This is a genomic window from Cohaesibacter gelatinilyticus (assembly GCF_900215605.1).
GTDB classification, from domain to species: domain Bacteria; phylum Pseudomonadota; class Alphaproteobacteria; order Rhizobiales; family Cohaesibacteraceae; genus Cohaesibacter; species Cohaesibacter gelatinilyticus.
In genome coordinates this window covers 2,146,978-2,170,503 of record NZ_OBEL01000001.1, presented here as the reverse complement: position 1 = coordinate 2,170,503, position 23,526 = coordinate 2,146,978, and the positions used below count along the sequence as shown (strand labels likewise).

The following is a 23,526-nucleotide window of genomic DNA, read 5'->3' as shown; positions in this document are numbered from 1 at the left end:
TATTTTCCGACAAAAAACGACCGGTTTCCATGGGAGGATATCCTCTTGAGAGGCTCGCCAGAACTGAGCGAATGCCCGACCTGTCTGGTGTGCCTTCCTATCCTGTCGTATCTTTCCAAAGGCCCGATCATCGAGAAAGCCTTGTCAATGCAATGGCAGAGGCGCAGGCCATGCTCGATGCCATTCGCATCGGATTGATCAATAAGGCAAAGGCGGAAGTGCCAGAGGATCGATCGGAGCGTGCCAATCATATGAAGGCTTTTGGGTATTTTTCCGATGCCTCCATGATGGCAATTGCCAAGATCCCGCAAAGCGCGTTGTTGGAAAAGCCGTATGTGAACCCTGACATTGAGGCGCTGGCCTACAAGCTGCAAAATGAACAAACAACAACCCTGGCTTCGGGTGTTGATGTCATCATGGCTGACCTGAAGGAGTCAATGGAAGCGCCTCCAACGGGAATTGAAAAGCATAGTCATGCTTTGGTCATTGCTCAGGAGTTCGTTCGTGATCCCGAAGAAGGAGAGGTCGGAGCTGATTGGATCATGGATGCGCAAGAGGCACGTGCTTGCATGCGATCTTCCGAGGTGGCAATTGTACTGGCTCAATATCTAAGATTGCTTGGATATGACGCCCGGGCACATACCGGCTCCACCAGTGATGTCGACCTCAATCAGTTGGCTGTCGCCAGTGGTTTGGCGGGTGTTGAAGATGGTCAGGTGGTGAACCCGTATCTGGGAACCCGTTTCGGTCTGGCGGCTGTGACAACCAATTTCGAGATGCAGATTGATCATCCGATCAAGCCTTTGAAAGAGCAGTCTTCATTCCATACCTATGGACCCGCCTGGATGGTCGGTAAGGGTTTTGCCAAAAATGCCTTCAATCATGAGCCATTCAGCAAGCGGCGTTTCGTTGATGGCGCGCATCCGTTCGAGAAGCTGAAGCGTGTCGATGATCCGACCACCTTCATTGATGAAATGCGGGTGCCAAGAGTACCAAAGCGCACGGATATGTTTGCACGTTCTTTGTTTGGTGACATGGGCAAAGGCAATCAACAAGCGGCGAGAAACGGCCATTATGTTCGCAAATCAGCTCCTTCCATGGCGCAGCGCCGTGCCTTGGGGGCCTTTACCTTACTGCAGGATGGCCCGGCCAATCCGGAAAAATCTCAGCATACACAATCTGCCAAGTCCAATGCGGAGAATATCAAGGCAGCAGCTTACTTTCTGGGAGGAGATGCCATCGGACTATCCCGGTGCCCGGAGTGGGCTTGGTATTCTCATAACGCTCTGGGGGATGAGATCAACCCGCCCCATGATCAGGCCATATCAATGATCATTGATCAGGGCTTTGAGACCATGGAAGGGGCTTCTGGTGATGATTGGATTGCTGTGTCCCAGTCCATGCGGGCTTATCTGAGATTCTCGATCCTTGGTGGTGTTATTGCCAATCAAATACGCCGCCTTGGTTATCCTGCCAAAGCCCATTCGGTTATGGATGGTGAAGTCCTGCAGCCACCATTGTTGCTCTTGTCTGGCCTTGGGGAAGTTAGCCGTATTGGTGAAGTGATCCTCAATCCATTTTTGGGACCAAGGCTGAAGTCAGGCGCGGTTACCACCACCATGCCGATGGAACATGACAAACCCATTGATTTTGGTCTGCAGGAATTTTGCAATGCCTGCAACAAGTGTGCGCGGGAATGTCCTTCAGGGGCCATCACGGCTGGTCCCAAATTGATGTTCAATGGCTATGAAATCTGGAAGTCTGATAGTCAGAAATGTACCACTTATCGGGTGACACAACCCGGTGGGGCCATGTGTGGGCGTTGTATGAAAACCTGTCCATGGAATCTGGAAGGCTTGTTCATTCAAGCTCCATTCCGCTGGGCGGCCATGAACTTTCCCAAACTGGCGCCAGCTCTTGCCAAACTTGATGATAAAGTCGGGAATGGTGAGATCAATCCCATCAAGAAATGGTGGTGGGATCTCGAGATTGAGGAAGATGGCGGATACAGGCCTACCAAAAAGCCGGTTAATGAACGGGCGCTTCAGACAAGTCTCGATTTGCAATATGAAGATCAGACCCTTGCGGTTTATCCCGCCAATCTGGCTCCTCATCCATGGCCATTTCCCTTCCCAATGGATCGAGAAAAGGGGATTGAGGCTTATCAAGCCATGATCACGGCCAAGGAATATAAGGCTCGGTTGGCCGCTGGGGAGACTGATGATCTTGCACACAGTTATCACATCGAGGGTGATGCCCCTGTGATACGGGTGAAGATTGCCAGGGTTGAAGCCATGACGTCTGGCATCAACAAATATGAGCTCAGTTCGGTCGATGGCTCGCCGTTGCCAGATTGGACTGCAGGGGCTCATCTGGACATTGTGGTGGCGCCGGAATTCCTGCGTCAATATTCCATGTCAGGTGATCCTGCCAACAATCAAAGCTATCAGATCGGAGTTTTACGAGAGGATGAAGGGCGCGGAGGGTCTCAGTTGCTGCACCGTATATTCAACGAGGGTCGCAAGATCTTTATTTCCAAACCCATCAATCATTTCGGTCTGGATGAGGCTGCCAAGAAAACCTTCCTCATGGGGGGAGGGATTGGTATCACACCAATGATTGCGATGGCGCATCGTTTACATGCAATTGGTGCTGATTTTGCCATTCATTATTCGTGCTCAAGCAGGACTAATGCTGGGTTCTTAAGTGATCTGGCTGAGTTTCCTTGGAAGAATAAGCTTCAGTTGCACTTCAGTGATGAGGGATCGCGAGCTGACTTGAATGCAATTCTGGCAGGTTATCAGGACGGTTATCATGTTTATACCTGCGGGCCAGAGCGTTACATGAATGGTGTGCTGGATGCCGCTGAAGAGCAGGGTTATCCCGATGAGGCGCGTCATTTTGAATTCTTCAATGTTCCAGAACTACCCGAATATGAGAATTATGATTTCACGCTCAGGCTAGCGAAATCCGGAAGGGAATTCCTTGTTCCTGCGGATCGATCTGCAACGGATATTCTGACCGAAAATGGCATCTCAGTAGATGTGAAATGCTCAGATGGCATTTGCGGTGTTTGCAAATGCGGCATTGTTGAAGGGGATGTCGAGCATCGAGATTTTGTGCTCTCCAAAGCTCAAAGAGAGAAGGAGATGATCCTTTGCCAATCACGAGCTGCAGCAAAAGATGGTGTTGTGATCGTCGACCTATAGAGATTTGGAAATCTTCTGGCGGAGGTTATCATATATCTCGGAAAATTCGTCTTGGGTTGAGAAACCAAGATCGGAAATTTGTGTGATGCCTTTGTCGTGGTGGATTTGAATGACATTCAGGCTTGTACGAGCAATTTTGAGATAGTTTAGTTTCGTGATGTTGCTGTAGGGAATTGTAATTTCTCTGTTTGAAGTTACTGACTTGGGTAATGTGATGACTTCGGCTTGCAGAGAGATAGCCCGTGTGCTGTTCCTCTGATTGGACCAGATCCAAACTAAACGGATAGAAAGAAAGAGAGCTCCAGCAGCAAGTGCCCCATACGCCATCGCTCCGAATGGAAGGCCAATCTGAATTCCGATGAATTTGTCTGGCTCGAGAAAAGCGAGAAAGACCATCAGGCCGGAAAAAATCAGGATGAATAATGTGACTGCAGAGGTGGCGGGACCGTTGAGCTTATAGACATATGTAGATTTCATGAGAGCCTAATGGTTGCCAAAACCCACCATATTGATGGTTTTGGGTAAGAAATTGATAATAGGTCGGTTGATTGTTTCTAGCATTGACCTTGTCGTTTTTCATATGACCATATCGCCTTTGTCTAGTCCATATAGTGCAAATGTAGCAAGTTCTAATATCTTGATAAAAAACGTTAATCTCTATTCTATATGAAATCCACACAGCTAACAGGTTCAAGACTGTTTCCAATTTTGAACTGTCTAGTTGTGTGAGGTTTCATAAAGCGGAGCAGTACAGATTATTGCATTTCCGAGATGCGTTCAGCGCATTGGCGTACCATCTGAATCAGATCCTCGGTTGCAGTGAGCTGATTGCGGTGCCCGGAGATGTTAACCGAGCCAATGGCATAGTTTGATCGATCGTAAATCGGGGCGGCGATTGCAACAGTTCCCTCTGCCAATTGTGAGGCCTGAGCGACATATCCGCGCTTTCTGTCTTCAATCAATGCTGATTTCAATTCATCCAGTGTTTCAATAGTTGTTTCGGTGAATTTTTGAAATTCATAGTCTTCAAAGCGACGGTCAAGCTCTTCATCACTCAGGGAGCAAAGCATGATGCGACCCATGGAGGTTGCAAATGCCGGGAGCCGGGAGCCAACCGGGATGTTCGATACCATCGGGCTGGGGGACATGGCACGGAAAACATAAACCGCTTCAGTATTTTCCAGAACTGCCACATGTACTGAGAAGCCGGAATGATCACGCAATGCTCTGGCGTGATCTGCTGCGACTTCGCTCAGGTCCAAGGCCTTTATGTAACTATAGCCGAGTTCCATAACTCTTGGTGCTAGGCGAAAGGTCCGTGCGGCTTCATTCTTGATCAAATAGCCTTCTTGTTCCAGCGTATGAACAAAGCGGAATGCAGCTGAACTTGTCACCGAGATCTCATCAGCAATCTGTGACAAAGTCATCTGTGCGTGCCCAGATCCAAAGGCTTCCAGAATACGCAGCCCGCGCAGAAGAGAATTCGATTGGTACTTTTTTTCCTTAGACATACCTTGTCATAGCTTTTGCGCCAGCCTCTGCAAAGCGAAAATATAGGCGGAGTTGATGCTATCTTCCAGAGGATGTCGACCGGCCTCGATTACCCTGTTGCCGGCGACATAAACATCTCTGATTTCTGCCTGTTGACCAGAGAAAATATGGAAGTCCAATACGGCTTCTGGTGAAACTGCCGCCATTATGCCATCTCGGTCATAACTGATTTCGACAAAATCAGCCCGTGCTCCGACTGCGATTCGCCCAATCTCTCTTCCGCAGGCACGGGCTCCACCCTTGGCAGCATTCACCCAGAGATTGGTGCCATTGTTCGGATAGGCATCTGAACAGAAGACATTTCGCTGTCTTCGTTCCAGCCGTTGACTATATTCCAAGGTTCTTAGTTCCTGCATTGCTTCTGTGCAGATATTGCTGTCGGAGCCGATTCCGAAATGACCACCAGCATTCATGAAATCGGTCCCGCGGAAAATACCATCGCCAAGGTTCGACTCCGTCAGAGGGCAAAGGCCTGCAGTTGCACCAGATTTAGCGATCGCTTTGACTTCGCTATCATCCAGATGTGTTGCATGAATGAGGCACCATTTTTCGTCGACTGGAGCCTGATTCATCAGTGCCGCAACTGAACGCATGCCACTATAGGCAATGGAATCCTGAACTTCCTTGGTCTGCTCGGCAATGTGAATATGAACCGGACAATCTGGAACCAAACTTGAGCGAAGCTCCATGAGCCAGGTCATTTCATCTTCGGTAACAGCGCGCAGGGAATGCGGGGCGATGCCAAGATTGTGTGAAGGATGTTGTTTCTTCAATTCTTCCAGTAGCAACACATACTGATCTCTGGAATTGATGAAGCGCTTTTGGGCGTCCTCAGGAGCCAAGCCACCAAAGTTTGCGTGGGCATAGAAGACTGGCAAATGTGTCAGGTTTAGGCCAGTGCGTTCCGCTGCATGGATGATCGATGCAGACAACTCTTGAGGACATGCATAATAGCTGCCGTCCATATCGTTATGCAGATAGTGGAACTCGGCGATCTCAGTATAGCCACCCTTCAGAAGATCCATATAGAGCTTTGCTGTGATCGCCTGTAGATCTTCTGGGGAGACATTGAGCGCAAAATAATACATCATTTCGCGCCAGGACCAGAAGCTGTCTACCGGGTTCTTGCGAATCTCGGACAGACCTGCCATCGCATATTGAAAAGAGTGGCTATGCAGGTTCGGCATTCCCGGAATGACCGGATTTTTAAAGACAGGATAAGCGCTGCTATTCGCATCCTGAACCAGGCTTTCGATGTGACCATTGTCGTCAATCTGGATCGAGACATCGTGCATCCAGCCTTGTTCGGTCAGGACCTGTTTAAAGTGAAATCCACCGGCCATCTCTTATGTCCTTTTGGGCTTGGTAGGCGTATAGCGAAGAAGGGCCTGCTCATAAGTAGGGAGACGAATGAGCAGGCGGGGACAAGCATGCTTATGCTGTGCTGGTTTCAACAAGCAATGCGGAGGCAAGTCCCTTGATTGTAGACGTGAGCTGATCTGCTTTTTTCTGAACCAATGTCCAGGGTGCTTGCTCAATCATGTAAGTTGATTGGGCAATCTCGAGTTGCAGGGCATGAATGTTCTGTTCTGGTCTGCCGTAGTGGCGGGTAATGTATCCGCCTTTGAAACGGCCATTTTTCACAAAACTATAGCTGCTAGAACTGAGCAGATTTTCAGCACAGCTTTCATATTTGAAGTCGGTGCTTTGGCCGCTATTCGTTCCGAGATTCAGGTCCGGGAGAATATTTTCAAACAGTCTTGGAACTTGTGAGCGAATTGAGTGCAGGTCGAGCAGAATGCACATACCGAACTTGGATTTGATGCGCTGTATCTCTGCTTCTAAGGCATCGTGATATGGCACCCAATAGGTTTCGATCCTTGATTGGACCTCATCATGGTTTGGAGCCATTCCTTCTTTATAGAGTGGCTCACCATCAAAATCGATTTGAGAGATCAGACCTGTCGTGGGACCGGAGTAAAGAGGCGTGTCTTCGCGTGATCGGTTCAGATCAACCACATAGCGCGAATAATTTGCTGCCATGACACTTGCACCCAATTCGGCACAGGGCAGGGCGAAGTCAGCCATATGCCAATCCGTATCTTTCAGATTAAGCGCATTATCACGCAGATTGGCCTTCAGGGATGGAGGCAATTGTGTGCCGGCATGGGGAACATTGATCAGGATTGGTTGGGTTCCAGTCACCTGAAGCATCAATTCTGAAGGGGTCAAATTGGGTGTCGTCACGGCATGGCCTTTTTCATTATTGAAATTCTAATTTGACATTTAAAAATTTGTGAGTCAATTATTCTCAGGAGCCGGGTCGCGAGAAAATCCCGGTTGGTATCACAAGGAGGAAAAGATGCTCACTCGCAGAACCCTAATGTTTTCCGCAGCAGCTCTGCCTTTGGCTGGCTTGTCTGTGAAGGGTGCAGCCGCACAAACCCGTTCTTTCTTCGGCATTGCGACCGGTGGCACAGGTGGCACCTATTATCCACTTGGTGGTATGCTGGCGCAGTTGATTTCAAACACCGCAGAGCTGCCTAACACCAAACTGTCTGCAACCGCAGAAACCGGTAACGCGTCTGTCGCCAACACCAAGCTTCTGAGCCGTGGCGAGATCGAAAGTGCTTTTGCTGCCGCTGATATTCTGGATGCTGCTTACAAAGGTACCGGCCAGTTTGAAGGCAAAAAAGTTGAGAATGTGCGTGCGATTGGTGCTCTCTATCCAGAGACTGTTCAGCTGGTTGTTCGTGCCGATTCCGGCATCAACAAGTTCGAAGACCTGAAAGGCAAGTCCATCTCTTCCGGTTCTCCTGGATCCGGTCAATGGCAGTTGCTAGGTGATCTTATGGAAGCACATGGCATGTCTCGTGATGATGTCTCCGAAGATTTCTCTTCCTTCTCCCAGTCCGTTGAGAAGATTAAAGACGGCAATCTTGATGCGTCGCTTATCACTGCAGGTGCTCCAACATCTTCCGTGACCGAGCTGGCCAATGGCCATGAGATCCGCATTGTTCCACTGACCGGCCCGGCAATTGCCAAGCTGCAAGAGAAACAGCCTTATTATGTAAGCTCCATCCTTCCGGCTGGTTCCTACAAGGGCGTTGATAAAGATGTGGAAACACTGGCTGTTCGCGCTATTTGGGCAACGCATGATAAAGTGCCAGATGATGTCATCTATGCGGTTACCAAAGCTCTTTATGAGAACACAGAAACCCTTGGCAAAGTGCATCCAAAAGGCAAGGAAATTGCTGCCAAAACTGCACTTGAGAGTGTTTCCATTCCTGTGCATCCCGGTGCTGAGAAATACTACAAGGAAATCGGTGTTTCGAAGTAAGCTGACGGTTTTTGGAACAAGATGGCTTGCCTTCATGGCAAGCCTGTTCATTCTGTCGGCTTCGGCTGAAGCCGACAGTTTAGATGGCGAGCTATGTCTTTTCGAAGGATATTCTGATCAGGAAATAGCTCGATATTCCGTTGATTCCGAAGGGATGTTTTCGCTCTCATTCATTCATTCGGTATCGCTAACACCTGTCCTTGATATTTATGAGATCAAATCAACGGGCATACATCAGATCGCAGAGATGTTTGAGGCGCATGGAGCAGGGCTTCCTTCTTTCGCGGGGGACGTCGGTGCCAAGGGTTGGCGTCATCAGGATGGAAAATTTGTTTTGGATATGGATCGGCAGTTCGATCGTATCCAGCTGCGTATCCAACGAGAATATCTCAACATTCTGCATCTTTCCGATCAGGACGTCACGCTGGCCGATTTCGGTTCCAGCCGTCTTGGCATAGCAATCTGTGCGAACTAAGGAAACGAAACCATGTCGACGCAGCCAAGTCAGACAGCACAGTCCGACTCCGAGTTATCGCCCGATGAAATCGAGGCGATGATCAAGGAATATGACTCTGAGTCAAATTTCCGCAATCTTCTGGGGCCGGTTGCAATTCTTGTTACGATCGCTTCTGTCACCTTGTCATTGTTCCATTTGTATACGGCAGGGTTTGGTCTTCTGAACGAAGTCATGCACCGAACTGTGCATCTTGCCTTCGTGATGGGGTTGGTATTCCTTGTTTTTCCGCGCAAGCGGGCAGAGCCTACCGCTGCGATCTGGCGCTCGTCCATATTGTTTGCGGCCTTTTATCTCTTCCTGATCTTTGATCTGTTCGACCAGCTGCCAGACAGCACAACCACCTATGTATTCAGTGCGGCTATGGTGGGCCTGACAATCCTGACCCTTCCGATAAAGGGACGTGGGAAGGCTTCTCATAAAATCGCGTTACGTGACTGGTTGTTTGCAGCTCTGGGAGCCAGCTTTTCTGCCTATCTCGCCGTTTTCTTCAAAGACATCTTCATTGTGAATGTGGGCGAGCCTCGACCGCAAGAATATATGATGGGCTTGATTGCCATCATCATGACGCTGGAAGCCACACGCCGTACCATGGGGCCAACGCTTGCCTATATCGGTGCATTCTGTGTTCTCTATGCCATGTTCGGGCCCTACATGCCCGGCATTCTGGCGCATCGTGGCTATGGGATTGATCGTATCATCAATCACTTGTTCGTGGGTACAGAAGGTATCTATGGTGTGGCTGTCGGCGTTGTTGCGACCTATGTCTTCCACTTCGTGTTGTTTGGTATTCTGGCTCAGATGAGCGGGCTTGGTCAGCTCTTCATCGACCTTGCAACCATCATTGCCGGTCGCCAGTCAGGTGGCAGTGCAAAGGTATCGGTTGTGTCTTCAGGCTTCTTTGGGATGATCTCCGGCTCGCCGATTGCCAATACGGTTACAACGGGTGCATTTACGATCCCTTTGATGAAGAAGATGGGTTTTTCCGGGCGCTTTGCCGGTGCGGTTGAAGCATCAGCTTCTTGTGGTGGACAAGTGACACCGCCGATCATGGGGGCTTCGGCCTTCGTGATGACGGAAATGCTGGGTGTACCCTATAATGAGATCATTCTCATTGCGATCATTCCTGCTGCCTTCCATTATCTGGCAATTCTGGTCATGGTTCATCTGGAATCCAAGCGGCTCGGGCTGGCCGGAATGTCCTCAGACAAGATCCCGCAATTGGCGGCAGTTCTGAAACGTTCCTGGCACCTGCTCATTCCGCTGGGTGTCATGGTGGCATTGCTCTTGATGCAATATACGCCGTTTTTGGCTGCTTTCTGGGGTATCCTGCTGACAATCGCATTCTCTTATGTACCTTTGTTTGCTCATAAAATGGGCAATCGCGACATGGATCTGCATTCCGTGCTGACACCAAGACGTCTGGTTATCGGCTTTGAAGATGGTGCAAAATTTGCTCTGGCAATTGGTGCTGCCTGTGCTTGTGTCGGGTTCCTTCTTGGCATCACGACCCTGACCGGGCTTGGCTTCAAATTTTCAGCTGCAGTTGTTCAGCTGGCCTATGATTTGGCAGCCTATGTCACAGCTCTTGATTTCACGGGGTTGCTGTCTGAGAAGTCCATTGCTTTGTTCTTCGGTCTTTGCTTAGTTGCCATTGCCTGTATCTTGATGGGGGCAGGCATTCCTACAACGCCGACCTATATCATCCTTGCTTCAATCGCAGCACCTGCATTGACCGAGTTTGATGTGCCATTGATCGCGACCCACTTCTTCGTGTTCTATTTTGGTGTGCTTGCGGATGTGACGCCACCGGTTGCCTTGGCGGCCTATGCCGCTGCCGGATTATCTCGTGCCGACCCTATGCGAACTGGTACAACGGCTTTCCGTCTTTCCATGGGTAAAGCATTGGTGCCGTTCATGTTCATTTATGCGCCAAGTCTTCTGTTTGTCGATTTCTCGGCAACAGAGTTTGTCCTGGCGTTGGTGAGCGGCATATTGGCCATCATTGCATTATCTGCAGCTTATATTGGGTATTGGGGACGGGATCTTGTGCTGGCAGAGAAGATCTTGCTGACACTTGCTGGTCTGATCCTGATTTCCAACAGTTGGATAGCAATTACCATTGGATCACTTATCGTGGTGGCAATTCTGACATTGGCCATGATGCAGGGACGAGCCAAGACTGCATAAATCAAGATATGAAAAGGGCCGGAAACAGCTTGTTTCCGGCCCTTTTGCCAAATTACAACTGGGTGATAAAGCTATCCGTCATCACTCAGATGTCCGGCAAGGAAGCGAAGAACTTTTCTTCGGGTCAGCTCGCCAACGACTTTATCCCCTTTCACAACACCGACTGGTTGATCGTTGTCTGCGATTGTATCGAGAATGTCTGCCAGTAGAGCTTCAGTCTTCACTGTTTGCTCGTAGCTATCTGAGTGCGTCTTGTTCATGGCGTCGCTGGCACGAAGAATGCCGAGTGGGTTCATGTGGGCCACGAAGTCCTGCACATAGTCATCTGCAGGCTTGGCAAAGATTTCACGTGGCGTGCCAATCTGGGCAATATGACCGCCTTCCAGGATGGCAATACGGTTGCCGAGTTTGAAGGCTTCATCCAGATCGTGGCTGACAAACAGGATCGTCCGTTTCAGTTTGGCCTGCAGATCCAGCAACTCGTCTTGCAACTTGTTTCGGATGAGAGGGTCAAGGGCAGAAAACGGTTCGTCCATCAACAGAATTGGCGCTTCTGTAGCAAAGGCACGGGCCAGACCAACACGCTGTTGCATGCCGCCAGACAATTCGGAGACCATATTGTCTGCCCAGTCTTCCAGCCCCACAAGGGCGAGCTGCTCGATGGCAATTTCCCGCCTTCGCTTCTTGCCCATGCCAGACAGTTCCAGGCCCAGGCTGACATTTTCGACGACGCTACGCCAAGGGAGCAGGCCGAATTGCTGAAAGACCATGGCAACACTTTGGCTGCGGATATGACGCAATTCCTGTGTAGACGCTTCGGTGACATTTGTGAGCGTACCGCCATTGTTGACATGAACGGCACCACGAACGACCGGGTTCAGGGCATTCACGCCCCGTAGGAGAGTCGATTTGCCTGAGCCGGATAGTCCCATCAGAACAAAGATCTCACCTTCATGAACGTCAAATGAGCAATTATGAACGCCCATGACCTGATCTGTTTGTTCCTGAACTGCGGTTCGATCCAGCCCCTGATCCATCAAAGGCAGAGCAGTCTCTGGCTTGTCTCCAAACACGATGGAAACATTGTCAAATTTGATTGCAGTGGTCACTGTTCGCGCTTCCTGTTCAGAACTCGGTCAAGGATGATGGCGACAACAACAATGATGAAACCACTTTCGAAGCCAAGACTTGTATTTACCTGATTGAGGGCGCGCACAACGGGAACACCCAGGCCATCTGCTCCGACGAGGGCTGCGATCACAACCATGGACAGGGCAAGCATGATGGTCTGGTTCAAGCCCGCCATGATTTGTGGCATGGCATAGGGAAGTTCAGCCTTCAGCAACACATCGCGATCAGAGCCTCCAAAGGCACGGACTGCTTCGATCAGGCGATCTGGCGTTGAGGAAATACCAAGTTGGGTGAGGCGGATGGGAGCTGGTAGAACAAACACGACGGTCGCGATCAGGCCCGGTACCATGCCAATACCAAAAAAGACGATGGCTGGAATTAGATAGACAAAAGTTGGCAGCGTTTGCATCAGATCAAGGACCGGTCGCATGGCTGCGTAAAGCCTTGGCCGATGGGCTGCGGCAATTCCGATTGGCACTCCGATGACCATGCACACCGCGCAGGAAGTCAGCACAAGGGTCAGGCTTTCCATGGTCTCGCGCCAGTAACCCTGATTGAGAATGAAGAGAAAGCCAATGCCAACGAGCAGACATGTTTTCCAGCTGCGTTGGATGAACCAGGTCGCAGCGACAAAAACTGCAATCACGATCAATGGATGAGGAGTGTCCAAAAGCCAAAGAATGCCATCGATCGTATTTTCCAGTATGAGACTGAGAATATCCAGAGGTCCTTCGGCGTGGGTGCGAACCCATTCAAACAATGCACTGGCTAGATCCCCGACAGGGAGTTTGTGCTCGTAGAGCCATTCCACAGCAAGCATTCCTTCAATTAACTAGGGCAGGGAAAAGGTGCGGTGTGTAAGAAAAAAGCCTCACCTTGGGAAGGTGAGGCTTTTCTGTCTTGTCTTACAGGCCGAGGGCTTTTTTGACCGCTGGCAAGGCGTCCTTGCCATCAAGGGTTTTCACACCAGCTAGCCATCCGTCCAGTATGCCAGAATTTGCTTTGAGCCATGCAGCAGCAGCTTTGTCTGCTTTCTCGCCGTCATTCAGGATTGCGCCCATGATCTCGTTTTCCATCTTCAGAGAGAATTCAAGATTGTTCAGGAGCTTGCCGACATTTGGGCACTCTTCACTATAGCCCTTGCGGGTGTTGGTGTAGATGGTTGCACCACCCAGATCCGGACCGAAATAGTCGTCGCCACCTTCTAGGTAAGTCAGCTTGAAGTTCGCATTCATTGGATGCGGTTCCCAACCAAGGAAGACGATTGGCTTGTCACGCTTGGTCAAACGCTCAACCTGGCTCAACATGCCTTGCTCGGAGCTTTCGCGGATTTTGAAATCCTTCAGGCCGAATGCATTTTTTTCAAACATGTCCATGATGAGACGGTTGCCATCATTGCCTGGCTCAATGCCATAGATGACACCATCCAGTGCATCGGCATGTTTGGCAATGGAGTCAAAACTGTTGATGCCGAGTGTGGCACCTGCTTGGTTGGTTGCGAGGGTGTATTTGGCACCTTTCAGGTTCGCACGTACGGTGTCGACGGTTCCTTTTTCGCGGTATGGCTTGATGTCAGCTTCCATGGTTGGCATCCAGTTGCCAAGGAAGACATCCACATCACCCTTTTCAAGAGAGATATAGGTGACAGGTACAGACAGAACGCGGGTCTGGGTTTTGTATCCCATGGCGTTCAGAACCGTAGATGCGGCAGCAGTTGTGGCGGTGATGTCCGTCCAGCCAACATCTGAGAAGGTCACTTTTGAGCAATCGGCAAAAGCAGCACCAGTGGACAAGGCGAGAATAGAGGCAGCAACAGCCAGTTTCATGTCAAATCTCTCTTTCAAACTCTGGATATGTGATTTTTGATAGTTATTGATTGACTATTCAATAAATAACAAGGTAGACCAATTTGCAACATATTTTGCAGGAAACTAGCATTGGTCAGGAAAACGGAACAAGAGAGACGCGCAGAAATTATTGCCGCTACTATCAAAGAAGTGGCGGCGGCAGGGTCTCTGAATGTGACAATCAGCCAGATTGCGAAAAGTGCTGGCATGTCAGCAGGTCTTACATTCCATTATTTCAAAGACAAAGACAGTTTGTTTCTGGCTGCAATGCGGGATTTGCTGCGTCGCCATGGTGAGGACTTCTGTGAGAAGCTTGCAAAGGCAAAAACGCCCAGACAGCGTTTTGAAGCCATTGTGCATGCAAGCTTTTCCAGTCCGAATTTCACCCGTGAAGCTATCTATGCCTGGTTGATATTCTATACGCTTGCACTCAGTTCTGCGGACGCTCGCAGACTTCTCTATGTTTATCAGCGCCGTCTGCATAGCAATCTGGTTTTTGAGCTCCGTTCTCTGATTGGTGAGCGGGCACCAGATGTGGCTCGCAGGATTGCAGGGCTGATTGATGGCCTCTATTTGCGTTATGCCCTTGATGAAAATGTAGAAGATGGACGCGAGGCTATTGCTCATATTCTGCGTGCGTTTGACGCGGAGTGCCGAGAAATACAACAGAATGAAAATAGTTCCGTAATGGGTGCTGATCCTAGCCCCATGGACCCAATTTCCAAGCCGCAGGAGTAACACGCATGAGCTCGGTTTATCAGCCACTTGGTAGCCATTTCGTTGATGGTCGCTATGTGAATGACGAAGCAGGGGAAGCAATCCCGGTTATTTATCCTGCCGATGGAAAGGTATTTGCAACTGTTCATGGTGCAACGCCTGCAATTGTTGAGCAAGCGATAAGCGGTGCTGTTGCTGCCCAAAAGGAATGGGCTGAATTGACCGGAACTGAGCGTGGTCGTGTTCTGACCCGTGCTGCTGCTATCATGCGTGAGCGCAATCGTGAACTTTCCGAGCTGGAAACCCATGACACCGGTAAACCGATGTCCGAAACCCTGTATGCCGATGCTGCTTCCGGTGCTGATGCTCTGGAATATTTCGGTGGCTTGGCCGGTACTCTGACAGGGGAGCATATACCGGTCGGTCAGGGTGACTTTGTCTATACCAGCCGTGAGCCACTTGGCGTTTGTGTGGGCATCGGTGCCTGGAATTATCCCATTCAGATCGCATCCTGGAAGGCTGCACCCGCACTGGCTTGTGGCAATGCCATGATTTTCAAACCATCTGAAGAAACGCCGTTGTCAGCTTTGAAACTGGCCGAGATCTTGATCGAAGCCGGCGCTCCTGCTGGTTTGTTCAATGTGGTTCAGGGTCGAGGAGAGGTCGGGGCTTCATTGGTTTCTGACCCACGAGTGGACAAGGTATCACTGACTGGCTCTGTGCCAACTGGTCAGAAAGTTTATGCAAGTGCTGCTGCAGAGATGAAGCATGCGACCATGGAGTTGGGGGGGAAATCCCCGATTATCATCTTTGACGATGCGCATTTGGATAATGCTGTTTCTGCTGCCATCAACGGCAACTTCTACTCCACCGGACAAATTTGTTCGAATGGTACCCGTGTCTTTGTTCAGGACGGTATTCGAGATGCCTTCCTGCAACGCCTTTCAGAGCGCATGAAAAATGCCGTGATCGGCGATCCGATGGATGACGCTACCACCATTGGTCCTATGATTTCCGACCGCCAGCGACAGATCGTTCTCGGTTATATCGCCAAAGGTCGGGAAGAAGGTGCCCGTTTGGTTGCCGGGGGAAATGCAATTGATGGTGAAGGCTACTTTATTGAGCCAACTGTTTTTGCCGATGTGAAGGATGACATGATCATCGCCAGAGAGGAAATCTTCGGCCCGGTTATGTCCGTCCTGTCTTTCTCCGATGAAGAAGAAGCCATTCGCAGAGCGAATGATACCGAGTTCGGCCTGGCAGCAGGTGTGTTCACCAATGATCTGGCACGGGCTCACCGGGTGGCCGCACGTTTTGAGGCCGGAACCTGCTACATCAATACCTATAATCTGACACCTGTTGAGGCTCCGTTTGGTGGCTCAAAAATGTCCGGTGTCGGGCGCGAAAATTCCAAGGCCGCAATTGAGCATTATAGTCAGCTCAAGTCTGTCTATGTGTGTGTAGGCGATACAGAGGCGGCCTTTTAATGCGCGCGGATTATGTAATCATTGGCTCCGGATCTGCGGGTAGTGCGCTTGCATTTCGCCTTGCGGAAGCCGGTAAATCTGTCATCGTGATTGAACAAGGGGGCAGTGATATCGGCCCCTTCATCCAGATGCCGGGTGCTCTGTCCTATCCCATGAATATGCCTATCTATGATTGGGATTTCAAAACTGAGCCCGAACCAAATCTGAATAATCGCCAGCTGGTTACACCGCGTGGCAAGGTCAAAGGGGGGTCTTCTTCCATCAACGGCATGGTCTATGTTCGTGGACATGCCTGTGATTATGAACATTGGCAAGAAAGTGGTGCTGATGGTTGGGGTTATGGTGATGTCCTTCCCTATTTCAAACGCATGGAAAACTGGCATGAAGGTGGCCATGGAGGCGATGCGAGCTGGAGAGGGTCTGATGGCCCTCTGCATGTCAGTCGTGGTCCTCGTGATAATCCACTGATTTCCGCGTTTGAGACCGCAGGTGAGCAGGCAGGGTATCAAAGAAGTGTTGACTATAATGGTGAACGACAAGAGGGTTTCGGCCCGCTGGAAGCCACCATTTGGAAAGGAACGCGCTGGTCAACAGCCAATGCCTATTTGCGTCCGGCATTGAAAACCGGAAACTGTGAGCTGGTCAGTGCTTTTGCGCAACGGATTGTGATTGAAGAAGGCAAGGCTGTTGGCGTTGAGGTTCTACGACGGGGCATCGCTGAGACCATTCATGCCAATTGTGAGGTGATTGTCTCAGCATCTGCCATCAACTCGCCAAAGCTCCTTATGTTATCTGGAATTGGTCCTGCTAAAGAACTTGCCGGGCATGGGATTGAAGTGGTTGCAGATCGAGCCGGGGTTGGTAAAAATCTGCAAGATCATCTGGAATTATATATCCAGCAGGCCTGCATCGAACCTATTACCCTATTCAAATACTGGAATATCTTCGGTAAAGCATGGGTTGGCGCGCAATGGCTGTTTACTCGAACAGGCCTTGGTGCATCGAATCAATTTGAGAGCGGAGCCTTCATTCGATCTGCTGCTGGCGTGAAATATCCTGATATTCAATATCACTTTTTGCCAATCGCAGTGCGTTATGATGGACAGGCTGTTGCTGAAGGCCATGGTTTTCAGGCTCATGTTGGTCCAATGCGTTCCAAGTCTCGCGGTGAGGTGACTTTGAAATCAGCTGATCCAAAGCAAGCCCCTAAAATCTTCTTCAACTACATGTCGCACGAAGACGATTGGAGCGATTTTCGGACTTGTATCAAACTAACCCGCGAGATCTTCAGACAAGAGGCCTTTGATCCGTATCGTGGTAAGGAAATCCAGCCTGGTGAAACCGTGCAAAGCAATGATGAGCTCGATATGTTTATTCGTGATCATGCCGAAAGTGCATTTCATCCATGTGGTACTTGTAAAATGGGTTCCAGAGATGATTTCATGGCAGTGGTTGATCCTGAGCTGAAGGTTATTGGTATTGAAGGTCTTCGTGTAGCTGATAGCTCGATATTCCCACGTATCACCAATGGCAATCTGAATGGACCGTCGGTCATGGTCGGCGAACGGGCTGCGGATTTCATTCTAGGTACCAAATTGCCTGTGGAGGATACCGAAGTCTGGATCCATCCGAATTGGCAAAACAGCCAAAGATAGACAACCTTTTCAGGATATCTCCGATTGGGAAGGGTTCGATGCAACAAGCTTCGAAATGGTGCATTCATTGCTTTCGTCTTCACAATTGTCTGGCGTGTTGATCTAGAGCTTTTCAGCAGCGCTTTTGTAAATGCTGGGAACCATCAGGTGACGAGCTCGTGCAAATAATTGAAAAATCTTTTATCTGCGGATCTGCTGAAATTGATACGCAGGCTGTTTTTGTGGGCAGTGGATCCAGAGGGAAAGAACCATTGTCCCTGAGCTACAAATATGCGCCGTTTTGTCGCCAGAGATTGAATTCGCTGTATATTTGCATCTTCAGGGAGTTCAACGAGAGTATAAAAACCGTTTGGATTTTTGCTAAATGGTGTGAGATCAAGTTGTTCGATAGCCTTCATGCAGGCTGCACGAGCGTCTTCCAGTCGCCGACCGAGCTTTTTCAGATGACGGTCATAGCGGCTTGATTCAATCATCTGAGCGATCAGCATTTCGGACAGACGCGAGCTGTTGACAGCTGTGATCATTTTCAGCTCCGTCAGATCGGATATGAGATCGGGACTTGCAACAATATGGCCAGATCTGAAGCTTGCAGATAGCAATTTCGAGTGGCTGCCGACGAAAATGACCTTGCGAAAACCATCGAGTTCCCACAATCGCGTGCCGGAAACGCCATGACCATGCAGGTCAATGAAGGGATCATCATCGACAATCATGAAGTTGTGCTGAACCGCCAATTGAAGTGCATTGTGAGCTGTTTGCAGGTCAAAGGATGTTCCTGTTGGGTTGTGGGCCGTTGACTGGGTGAAAAACAATCTGGGTTTGTAGCGATGTGCCAGACTTTCGAGCGCATTCAAATCGGGTCCTGTTGGGCCACGGGGAATCCCTATGGCATTCACCTTTGCCAGTTTGAGTTTGGCAAACAAGGGATAATATCCTGGTGCATCGACCAGAACGGTTTGCCCTTCAGACAGATAACGCCGGATGATGAGGTCCAGCGCGTGATTGGCTCCGAAGGTTGTTACTATCTGGGAAGGGGAGATTGATGTCCCTTGATTGGCAAAGCGTCGTGCAATCAGTTCTCGTAAACGCGTATTTCCAAGTGGGCTACCATATCCACTTTGATCCGTCTCCATGGAGATGAGCAGACTGGTATCCACTCGTTTGGGTAAAGTGTCTTGCATCCAGGATAGCGGAGGGCGCCCATCTCCGGGCCTGATATCAAAATCCTGTTTCAATTGAGCACGTAGAAGCGAGACAATATCTGAAGCCTGAGTGACTGCTTCTTCATTGACGGATATATGCTTTTGTCGATCAGAGACGAAAAACCCTGACCCCTGTCTGGAATAGATGGATTGGAGTGCTGCAAGGCGAGCATATGCCTCGACAATGGTATTCTTGGCTACATCATATTGTTCTGCCGCTGCCCGGACAGATGGCAATCGACTGCCCGGTTGTAAGGCTCCAGTCTGGATTGCGGTTTCGATGGAACGGACAACTTGCTCTATCTTGCTAATCTGCACGCGTGCCTCTCCAGATACAACATGGGTACAATTATAATTTTTGTACCATAATTGTACCTTTCTTGCGAAAGTTTTTTGGTCAACTCTTTGTTCGATTTTGGGACAAAGAGTACAAAACATATGACCAAATATTGCTCGCAACTATCCGGCCTTCGGCATCTCAGTCCATCTGCTCGGTTTGAAAAAATAGATGAGGCAACAGGGGAGCTGATGTCTGGGATAGAGTCCTTGTCAGATGCAACCGCTCTTTCAATGGCTTCTGCAGATGGAATGATCGAGAATGTTATCGGTCTTTTTGAACTTCCATTGGGTGTAGCGGCGAATTTTCAGATCAATGGAAAAGACTATTTTGTTCCTATGGCCGTAGAAGAGCCATCTGTCGTGGCGGCCGCCTCTTATATGGCCAAGATTGTTCGTGAAAATGGCGGCTTTAAAGCTGTATCTTCTGCTCCCATCATGCGGGCGCAGATTCAATTGCTTGGAATTGGTGATCCATTTGGTGCGCGACAAAAACTGCTCCAGCATAAAGATGAAATTCTGGCTTTGGCCAATTCAAAGGATCGGGTTCTCATCGAACTTGGTGGTGGATGCTGCGATATCGAGATTGAGATCTTTGAAGACACGCGCATTGGTTCGATGGTGGTTCTGCATTTGCTGGTGGATGTTCGTGATGCGATGGGGGCGAACACCGTCAATACGATGGCGGAGCTGGTTGCCCCTTTCGCAGCTCAGATTACTGGAGGGGACGCACGGTTGCGAATTCTCTCCAATCTGGCTGATCGAAGAATCGTTTCCGTTTATGTTTCAATCAGCAGGGACAGTCTGACGACAAACAACTTTGATGGTGATCGTGTTGCCAGCGGCATTGTCGAAGCCTGTGTTCTGGCGGAAATCGATCCCTACCGGGCAGCCACACACAATAAAGGCATCATGAACGGTATAGATCCTGTTGTTCTGGCGACAGGAAATGACTGGCGTGCTGTGGAAGCCGGAGCGCATGCCTGGGCAGCAAAAGACGGACAATATACATCATTGACCCGATGGGAACGCGACAAGTCAGGAAATCTGATTGGTACCTTGGAGCTGCCTATGCCTGTCGGGATTGTGGGGGGAGCAACCAAAACACATCCTGCTGCAAAGGCTGCCCTGAATCTCATGCGCATTGGCTCGGCAAATGAGTTGGCGGAAGTGATCGCTTCAGTGGGACTGGCACAAAATATGGCCGCGCTCCGAGCACTTTCCACCGAAGGAATTCAAAGGGGGCATATGGCACTGCATGCCCGCAATATCGCAATCGCAGCCGGCGCGACCGGAGCCGAGATCGACCATATCGCCAAGGAATTGGTGCGTATAGGGGATGTGTCTGTAGATCGGGCGCACGGCTTGCTGACTATCCAAAAATAATAGTGCGGAGACGCGCATATCAGGGAGGAACAGATATGAATATCAACCGTAGAAAAATGCTGACCATGACGGGCGTCGCCGCTCTGGGGGCTCCTGCATTGGTCGCTGCAAGTTCGACCTCGGTGGCTGCCCAGAAAAAGGTTGAATGGCGTATGCAGGCTTTGTGGGGAGGTGGTACCACCCCGATGACCTATGAAAAGGCATTTTGTGATCGTGTCCGGGAACTGACTGGCGGAACTTTTGACATCAAGGCCTTTTCTGGAGGATCAATTGTTCCGAACGCTCAGGCTTTTGATGCCGTTCGTGGTGGCGCTTTCCAGTTGATGAAAACATATGATGGCTATACAGCGGGCAAAATACCGGCCCATGGATTTACATCATCTGTTCCCTTTGGCTTCCCTCAAGCGGATCAATATGAAAGCTGGTTTTATGAACGTGGTGGCCTTGATCTTGCCAGAAAATCCTATGCACCTGCTGGTTTGACCTATATTGCACCGACGGTTTATGGCGAGGAACCCATTCATTCCAAGGTTGCTATTCGTTCGATCTCGGACATGAAAGGTCTCAAGGGGCGCTTTGTGGGGCTTGCCTCTGCTGTCATGGCGGACTTGGGTGTTGCGGTATCTCCATTGCCAACGTCCGAGGTCTATTCCGCACTTGATAAGGGCCTGATCGATTTTGCTGATCGTGGAGATATCAAGGCAAATTATGAGGCGGGGCTACATGAGGTCGCCAAGTATCTTATATTGCCAGGCGTCCACCAGCCAACGACTGCCACTGCTTATGTTGCCAATACCGCAGCTTATAAGAGCCTGTCTGATCAACATCGTGCTGCGTTGGAGGTGGCGGCACGAGAGGTCTCAGGTGCTTTGCGCCAGAATATCATGGTGTCCAACGCAGAGTATGTCGGGAAATTTGTGGAAGCTGGTGTTGAGATTGTCAATCTGGATCCGCAAGACGTTGCTGACAACCGGGCCAATGCCGTGTCGTCTTGGGAAAAAGCCGCAAAGAGTGACGGACTGGCCACTGAAATTCTCGGTTCGCAACGAGAGTTGATGCAGGATTATCGCCTGCTCTGATGCCAATCAATTATCACCCTGTCCCACGCAGTCTTCTGCGTGGGATTGTTTTTTGAAAGGGCCAATGATGCTCTCGATTGCCTTTGCCGTGACAGCGCTCAACCGGACACTCTTTCGTTTGGTGAAATGGCTTGTCGTTCTGTTTGCCCTTTTGATGCTGTATGAGGTTGCGGCACGCTATAGTTTCGCTTCTCCGACATCCTGGGCACCTGAACTGGCGACCCTTTTGTTCGGGCCATTCTTTTTGTTGGGTGGGCCATATTTGCTGCATACAGGTGGACATGTATCGGTCGATTTGCTGTCTGCTCGCGCCTCTGGGCTAGCTGCCAAAGCTTTGAAAGTTATTGCCATCATACTCGCAATTGTATTTGGGGTAATCCTGTTATGGTTTGCATTTCCTCTTGCCGAGCAATCATTTCAATATCGAGAAACGTCCTACACATCCTGGAACCCACCTGTATGGCCCGCAAAACTGGTGCTGCCTGTCTCCGCCTTGTTGCTGGTCTTGCAGGGGTTTGCGGAACTTCTCTTTGTTCTGCATGAAGAGGTTACTTCCCAATGAGTTCGAGTGTCATTCTGTTGGGGATGTTTTTATCCCTTGTTGCCTTGATGTTGACGGGTGCACCATTGGCCTTTGTTTTGGGCGCGATTGCCTTTCTTACCACGATTATTGCGTGGGGCCCGTCTGCTTTGATCGTGAGCGTTCTGAACACATTTGAAACCATGACATCGGAAGCTTTGATGGCTATTCCGCTTTATATTTTCATGGCGTCGATCCTGCAAAAATCTTCTATTATTGAGGATCTATATAATGCCATGGAGACGTGGTTTAGCCGTGTGAATGGTGGACTTGCCATCGGTACCATCATCATTTGCACAATTATGGCGGCCATGACTGGTGTGGTGGGAGCGGCAGTTGCAGCCATGGGCATTCTGGCTCTGCCCTCCATGTTGGCGAGACGTTACAATACAGAGTTGGCAGTCGGTTCCATTTGCGCCGGAGGAACCCTTGGAATTCTTATTCCACCATCCGTGGTCACCATCGTTTATGCAATCACTGCACAAATCTCCATCGGGCAGATGTTTGTTGCGTGCATTGTTCCCGGTCTGGTTCTGGCCACGGTTTATTGTCTCTACATTATTCTACGTGTGGGTTTGAATGGAGATTTGGCGCCAAAACCTGAGCATTCCAGAACTATCCCGCTTTCTGAGAAACTTCTGAGCCTCAAGGCGTTGGTGCTGCCTTTTTTGGTGATCATCTCTGTGCTTGGGTCAATATATCTTGGTTTGGCAACTCCAACCGAGGCAGCAGCGGTTGGGGTATTCGGTGCCTTTTTATCTGTCCTGTTCTCAGGACGGTTCAAATTTTCCATACTTTCTGACGCAGCTTCAGATACCTTGCGCGTTACAGCCATGATCCTCTGGATCACCATTGGCGCGCGTGCATTCATATCTGTTTTTGTTGCAACCGGGGGGCCGGATTCGATTTTGGGTTTTGTTGAAAATCTGGATGCAGCCCCGATTGTCATCCTATTGACCATGTTGCTGATTTTGGTCTTTCTCGGCCTTTTCCTGGATGAGATTGGTATCATCCTTCTTTGTGTTCCGGTCTTTCTGCCAATTGTCAAAGCTTTGGGATATGAGCCGCTTTGGTTTGGTGTTCTTTTCATGATCACGGCGCAGATGGCGTATATCACGCCGCCCTTTGGCTATACCTTGTTTTATCTAAAAGGGGTGCTTCCCAAAGGTATCAGTATTGGAACTGTCTATCGCGGAGTTATTCCGTTTTTTGCCCTGCAAATTCTGGTTCTGGGCCTCTTCCTTATCTTTCCTGATCTTGTGACCTGGCTTCCTGAGCAAATTCGTGATGTGAGATAGATTT

At 49.8% G+C, this 23,526-nt stretch carries 19 protein-coding genes; 11 read left to right on the top strand and 8 right to left on the bottom strand.

All coding sequences use genetic code 11. The features are described 5' to 3' along the window. Nucleotides 1-71 precede the first annotated feature (71 nt). Nucleotides 72-3,209 (top strand): 2Fe-2S iron-sulfur cluster-binding protein, encoded by a 3,138-nt coding sequence (locus tag CRO57_RS09835; RefSeq protein WP_244580046.1) that lies wholly within the window; start codon nt 72-74, stop codon nt 3,207-3,209. Here CRO57_RS09835 and CRO57_RS09830 read toward each other — a convergent pair. The 4 genes from CRO57_RS09830 to hutG form a co-directional block, all read right to left on the bottom strand. Beyond that, entirely contained in the window at nt 3,204-3,686 is a 483-nt protein-coding gene (locus tag CRO57_RS09830) for a hypothetical protein (RefSeq protein WP_097153069.1), read from the bottom strand. The two genes, CRO57_RS09835 and CRO57_RS09830, sit on opposite strands and share 6 nt — an antisense overlap. Nucleotides 3,687-3,964: 278 nt before the next feature. Then, nucleotides 3,965-4,720 (bottom strand): IclR family transcriptional regulator, encoded by a 756-nt coding sequence (locus CRO57_RS09825; RefSeq protein ID WP_097153068.1) that lies wholly within the window; start codon nt 4,718-4,720, stop codon nt 3,965-3,967. A gap of 6 nt (nt 4,721-4,726) precedes the next feature. Then, nucleotides 4,727-6,103, bottom strand: a complete 1,377-nt coding sequence (locus tag CRO57_RS09820; RefSeq protein ID WP_097153067.1) for a formimidoylglutamate deiminase — start codon at nt 6,101-6,103, stop codon at nt 4,727-4,729. Nucleotides 6,104-6,194: 91 nt separating this feature from the next. Next, nucleotides 6,195-7,007: an N-formylglutamate deformylase gene (gene hutG / locus CRO57_RS09815; protein ID WP_141401213.1), complete on the bottom strand. Its 813-nt coding sequence runs from the start codon at nt 7,005-7,007 to the stop codon at nt 6,195-6,197. 115 nt (nt 7,008-7,122) lie between these two features. On the opposite strand from hutG, the gene CRO57_RS09810 reads away from it, so the two are divergent. From CRO57_RS09810 to CRO57_RS09800, 3 genes are read left to right on the top strand one after another with little or no spacing between them, the layout of a single operon-like run. Beyond that, nucleotides 7,123-8,100 carry a TAXI family TRAP transporter solute-binding subunit gene (locus CRO57_RS09810; protein WP_097153065.1) on the top strand — a complete coding sequence of 326 codons (978 nt, stop codon included), beginning with the start codon at nt 7,123-7,125 and terminating at the stop codon, nt 8,098-8,100. Further along, nucleotides 8,087-8,575: a DUF1850 domain-containing protein gene (locus CRO57_RS09805; RefSeq protein WP_097153064.1), complete on the top strand. Its 489-nt coding sequence runs from the start codon at nt 8,087-8,089 to the stop codon at nt 8,573-8,575. Before CRO57_RS09810 ends, CRO57_RS09805 begins: the two co-directional genes overlap by 14 nt. 12 nt (nt 8,576-8,587) lie before the next feature. Continuing rightward, nucleotides 8,588-10,804, top strand: a complete 2,217-nt coding sequence (locus CRO57_RS09800; RefSeq protein ID WP_097153063.1) for a TRAP transporter permease — start codon at nt 8,588-8,590, stop codon at nt 10,802-10,804. A gap of 71 nt (nt 10,805-10,875) precedes the next feature. On the opposite strand, the gene choV is transcribed toward CRO57_RS09800, so the two are convergent. The 3 genes from choV to CRO57_RS09785 all read right to left on the bottom strand — a co-directional run bounded on the left by choV (nt 10,876) and on the right by CRO57_RS09785 (nt 13,761). Then, nucleotides 10,876-11,913: a choline ABC transporter ATP-binding protein gene (choV, locus tag CRO57_RS09795; RefSeq protein WP_097153062.1), complete on the bottom strand. Its 1,038-nt coding sequence runs from the start codon at nt 11,911-11,913 to the stop codon at nt 10,876-10,878. Further along, nucleotides 11,910-12,746, bottom strand: coding sequence for a choline ABC transporter permease subunit (choW, locus tag CRO57_RS09790; protein ID WP_097153322.1), 837 nt, complete (start codon nt 12,744-12,746; stop codon nt 11,910-11,912). Before choW ends, choV begins: the two co-directional genes overlap by 4 nt. Before the next feature lie 94 nt (nt 12,747-12,840). Further along, entirely contained in the window at nt 12,841-13,761 is a 921-nt protein-coding gene (locus CRO57_RS09785; protein WP_097153061.1) for a choline ABC transporter substrate-binding protein, read from the bottom strand. Between the two features lie 111 nt (nt 13,762-13,872). Here CRO57_RS09785 and betI point away from each other — a divergent pair, with 111 nt between their 5' ends. From betI to betA, 3 genes are read left to right on the top strand one after another with little or no spacing between them, the layout of a single operon-like run. Continuing rightward, the gene (betI, locus tag CRO57_RS09780) at nt 13,873-14,520 is read left to right on the top strand and encodes a transcriptional regulator BetI (RefSeq protein WP_097153060.1); all 648 of its coding nucleotides are present in this window, start codon (nt 13,873-13,875) and stop codon (nt 14,518-14,520) included. 5 nt (nt 14,521-14,525) lie between these two features. Then, entirely contained in the window at nt 14,526-15,986 is a 1,461-nt protein-coding gene (gene betB / locus CRO57_RS09775; RefSeq protein ID WP_097153059.1) for a betaine-aldehyde dehydrogenase, read from the top strand. Continuing rightward, entirely contained in the window at nt 15,986-17,641 is a 1,656-nt protein-coding gene (gene betA / locus CRO57_RS09770; protein ID WP_097153058.1) for a choline dehydrogenase, read from the top strand. Before betB ends, betA begins: the two co-directional genes overlap by 1 nt. Before the next feature lie 143 nt (nt 17,642-17,784). Here betA and CRO57_RS09765 read toward each other — a convergent pair whose 3' ends face one another. Then, a complete protein-coding gene (locus CRO57_RS09765; protein ID WP_170956011.1) occupies nt 17,785-19,161 on the bottom strand; it encodes an aminotransferase-like domain-containing protein in 1,377 nt (458 codons plus the stop codon). A 51-nt stretch (nt 19,162-19,212) separates the two neighbouring features. Between CRO57_RS09765 and CRO57_RS09760 the strand changes: the two genes are divergently transcribed. The 4 genes from CRO57_RS09760 to CRO57_RS09745 all read left to right on the top strand — a co-directional run bounded on the left by CRO57_RS09760 (nt 19,213) and on the right by CRO57_RS09745 (nt 23,522). Continuing rightward, complete coding sequence (locus CRO57_RS09760; RefSeq protein WP_342068277.1) at nt 19,213-20,565, top strand: hydroxymethylglutaryl-CoA reductase, degradative; 1,353 nt, start codon at nt 19,213-19,215, stop codon at nt 20,563-20,565. Between the two features lie 35 nt (nt 20,566-20,600). Further along, nucleotides 20,601-21,644, top strand: coding sequence for a TRAP transporter substrate-binding protein DctP (dctP, locus tag CRO57_RS09755; RefSeq protein ID WP_097153055.1), 1,044 nt, complete (start codon nt 20,601-20,603; stop codon nt 21,642-21,644). A 64-nt stretch (nt 21,645-21,708) separates the two neighbouring features. Beyond that, nucleotides 21,709-22,206, top strand: coding sequence for a TRAP transporter small permease subunit (locus CRO57_RS09750; RefSeq protein ID WP_210200797.1), 498 nt, complete (start codon nt 21,709-21,711; stop codon nt 22,204-22,206). Beyond that, nucleotides 22,203-23,522, top strand: a complete 1,320-nt coding sequence (locus CRO57_RS09745) for a TRAP transporter large permease (RefSeq protein WP_097153054.1) — start codon at nt 22,203-22,205, stop codon at nt 23,520-23,522. Before CRO57_RS09750 ends, CRO57_RS09745 begins: the two co-directional genes overlap by 4 nt. Nucleotides 23,523-23,526: the final 4 nt, after the last annotated feature.

What these genes read in the sequence shown, in the direction of transcription:
- CRO57_RS09750 (WP_210200797.1), top strand. Translation starts at nt 21,709, where the DNA reads ATGATGCTCTCGATTGCCTTTGCCGTGACAGCGCTCAACCGGACACTC.
- CRO57_RS09810 (WP_097153065.1), top strand. Translation starts at nt 7,123, where the DNA reads ATGCTCACTCGCAGAACCCTAATGTTTTCCGCAGCAGCTCTGCCTTTG.
- CRO57_RS09830 (WP_097153069.1), bottom strand. Translation starts at nt 3,686, where the DNA reads ATGAAATCTACATATGTCTATAAGCTCAACGGTCCCGCCACCTCTGCA.
- CRO57_RS09820 (WP_097153067.1), bottom strand. Translation starts at nt 6,103, where the DNA reads ATGGCCGGTGGATTTCACTTTAAACAGGTCCTGACCGAACAAGGCTGG.
- CRO57_RS09785 (WP_097153061.1), bottom strand. Translation starts at nt 13,761, where the DNA reads ATGAAACTGGCTGTTGCTGCCTCTATTCTCGCCTTGTCCACTGGTGCT.
- CRO57_RS09825 (WP_097153068.1), bottom strand. Translation starts at nt 4,720, where the DNA reads ATGTCTAAGGAAAAAAAGTACCAATCGAATTCTCTTCTGCGCGGGCTG.
- betB (WP_097153059.1), top strand. Translation starts at nt 14,526, where the DNA reads ATGAGCTCGGTTTATCAGCCACTTGGTAGCCATTTCGTTGATGGTCGC.
- CRO57_RS09745 (WP_097153054.1), top strand. Translation starts at nt 22,203, where the DNA reads ATGAGTTCGAGTGTCATTCTGTTGGGGATGTTTTTATCCCTTGTTGCC.
- CRO57_RS09800 (WP_097153063.1), top strand. Translation starts at nt 8,588, where the DNA reads ATGTCGACGCAGCCAAGTCAGACAGCACAGTCCGACTCCGAGTTATCG.
- betA (WP_097153058.1), top strand. Translation starts at nt 15,986, where the DNA reads ATGCGCGCGGATTATGTAATCATTGGCTCCGGATCTGCGGGTAGTGCG.
- CRO57_RS09835 (WP_244580046.1), top strand. Translation starts at nt 72, where the DNA reads ATGCCCGACCTGTCTGGTGTGCCTTCCTATCCTGTCGTATCTTTCCAA.
- dctP (WP_097153055.1), top strand. Translation starts at nt 20,601, where the DNA reads ATGAATATCAACCGTAGAAAAATGCTGACCATGACGGGCGTCGCCGCT.